A 1,998-nucleotide genomic window follows, 5' to 3' on the forward strand; every position below is an offset into this window, starting at 1 on the left:
CCCGGGGCCGCGGGGGCGGCGGGCGCCGCGGGGGCGTGCCGCGGCTCGTCCACGGTGATGCCGTAGTCGGTGGCGAGGCCCTCGAGCCCGCTGCTGTACCCCTGGCCGACGGCGCGGAACTTCCAGGCGCCCTGGCGCCGGTAGAACTCGCCGAGGACGAACGCCGTCTCGGTGGTCGCGCCCGTGCTGTCGAAGCGGGCCGCCACGGTGCCGTTCGCGGCGTCCTTGACCTCGATGTACAGGTCCTGGACCTGTCCGAACGTGCCGCCGTCGCAGGAGGCGGCCAGGATCACCGTCTCGATTCCGGGCTCCACGCGCGCGAGGTCGACGAGCAGGGTGTCGGTGGCCCGCCCTCCCGCGTCCCGTTTGCCCTCGTGGCGCACGGCGCCGGAGGCGTGGGCGGGCTGGTTGTAGAAGACGAAGTCGTCGTCGGAGCGGACCTTCCCGCCGGTCAGCAGGAGGGCCGAGGCGTCCGCGTCGGGTACGCCGGGGCCGGAGCGCCGGCCCACGTCCACCCGCAGTGCCGTCGTCGGCACCGGTGTGTTCGATCCCTTCGGCATTGACATGTCCGCCCCCATCACGGGTCGCCGTGCCGGGCCGGGACCCGGCATCCGTCGGTGTTCGTGCGCACAACTTATTCCCCCGCGCGGGGAACTCCCATGGGGAGTGCGTGGGAACCGGTGACCAACCGCCGGTAACCCGCCCGGAACTCGGCCTTTACACGAAATACGCCTGCCGATGTGCCCGTTTTCCATAAGTTCGCTCGCATTGGGGATCCCCGGTCACGCCGGGCACGGAAAACAACCCTCTTATCGGTCTCCCCAACCAGCACATCGTGGGCTTAACTTATGTGCCATGACCTCCCCCCGCTCCACTTATGGCGGCGGCTACTACTCCGCTGCCTTCCCGGACACCCCGATCTACGACTCCCTCGTGGCCGAGCGGGGTACCCCGCAGATCGCCCCGATCCGGGTCCCCGCCGCTTACGAGGCGCCGGCCGGCCATCTGCCCGCCCTCCCCTCGGCGTTGCCCGCCCTCCCGGCGGCCCCGTCCCAGCCCTCCTACGGCTACCCGCAGATGCCGCAGCCCGCCCCGCTCCAGCAGGCGCCCGCGGCGTACATCCCGCAGCAGGCGACCGCGCCGCGCGGCTACCCCGGCCCCCAGCCGCAGCCGCCGCGTCCGGTTCCGCCCGCGGGCTACGAGGCGATGCGCCCCGCGGCTCCGCGGCCGGGTCCCGCTCCCTACCAGGACCCGTACAACAGCCAGCAGTACCGCGGGTACTGAGCCTGCCCGGGGCTGTCGGTGCCGTACGGCACGACGGCCCCGCGGGCATGCCCGTCCGCACCCCGTCCGCCGGAGGCCCCGAGGTCGCCTCCGGTCGTCCCCGGGAGGGAACCGGACTTCCGCCCAGCGGGGCGGGAAACACGGTTCCGCCCCGGGCAGCACCGACCGCCGCGCTCCGTACGGGACGCCGCCGGGCTTCCGACCGGCGGCGTCCGGCTGTCCGCGGCGGGAACGCGGACACCGGCGCCGTCGCGGAGGTCCGCGACTTCACGGTTCCCGTCGCGGACGCGGGAACCGGGCCCCGGGCCCGCGCGTTGGCCTTTCACGAGAGATCCGTGAAAGGACCCGCGGGGGGGAAGGGGGCGCGGACCGTGCGAGCGATCAGCGGACTCTGGCGCTGGCGGCACAACCCGTTGTGCCGCGGGACCGACCTGGCCGAGGCCTGGGTGGCGTTCACGGCGCTGCTGCTCGTCCTCGTCACCGCACCGGTGGCCGGCGTCCTCGTCGGAGGCGCCGCCCAGGACGTCCTGCAGCGTTCCGTCCGCGCACAGCACCAGTCCCGGCACCTGGTGACAGCCACGGTGGTGCGCGAGCTCGATCCCTCTCCCTCGGCCGCCGACCCGGAACTGTCCGCCGGCGGGGATCCGCGCCACCGCGTCCTCGCCCACTGGACCGCGCCGGACGGCACCGGGCGGAGCGGGCCGGTGCCGACCC

Annotated in this window: 2 protein-coding genes and 1 pseudogene; 2 read left to right on the plus strand and 1 reads right to left on the minus strand. The window is 74.2% G+C overall.

Translation table 11 applies throughout. The annotated features are described in order from the left end of the window. Positions 1 to 560 (minus strand): TerD family protein (locus tag B7767_RS36630; RefSeq protein WP_143652840.1); only part of this gene is annotated, 560 nt, incomplete at its 3' end. Between the two features lie 295 nt (positions 561 to 855). On the opposite strand from B7767_RS36630, the gene B7767_RS36635 reads away from it, so the two are divergent. Continuing rightward, on the plus strand, positions 856 to 1,284 hold the full coding sequence (locus B7767_RS36635; RefSeq protein WP_030872710.1) for a DUF6643 family protein: 429 nt from the start codon (positions 856 to 858) through the stop codon (positions 1,282 to 1,284). 371 nt (positions 1,285 to 1,655) lie between these two features. Further along, positions 1,656 to 1,998, plus strand: a pseudogene (locus B7767_RS36640) (hypothetical protein); the annotation flags it as partial.

Origin of the sequence: Streptomyces sp. 13-12-16 (assembly GCF_002114215.1) — a bacterium.
Lineage (GTDB): Bacteria > Actinomycetota > Actinomycetes > Streptomycetales > Streptomycetaceae > Streptomyces.

Bases quoted from the DNA above. Each gene is read 5' to 3' on its own strand.
- B7767_RS36635 (WP_030872710.1), top strand. From the start codon at position 856: ATGACCTCCCCCCGCTCCACTTATGGCGGCGGCTACTACTCCGCTGCC.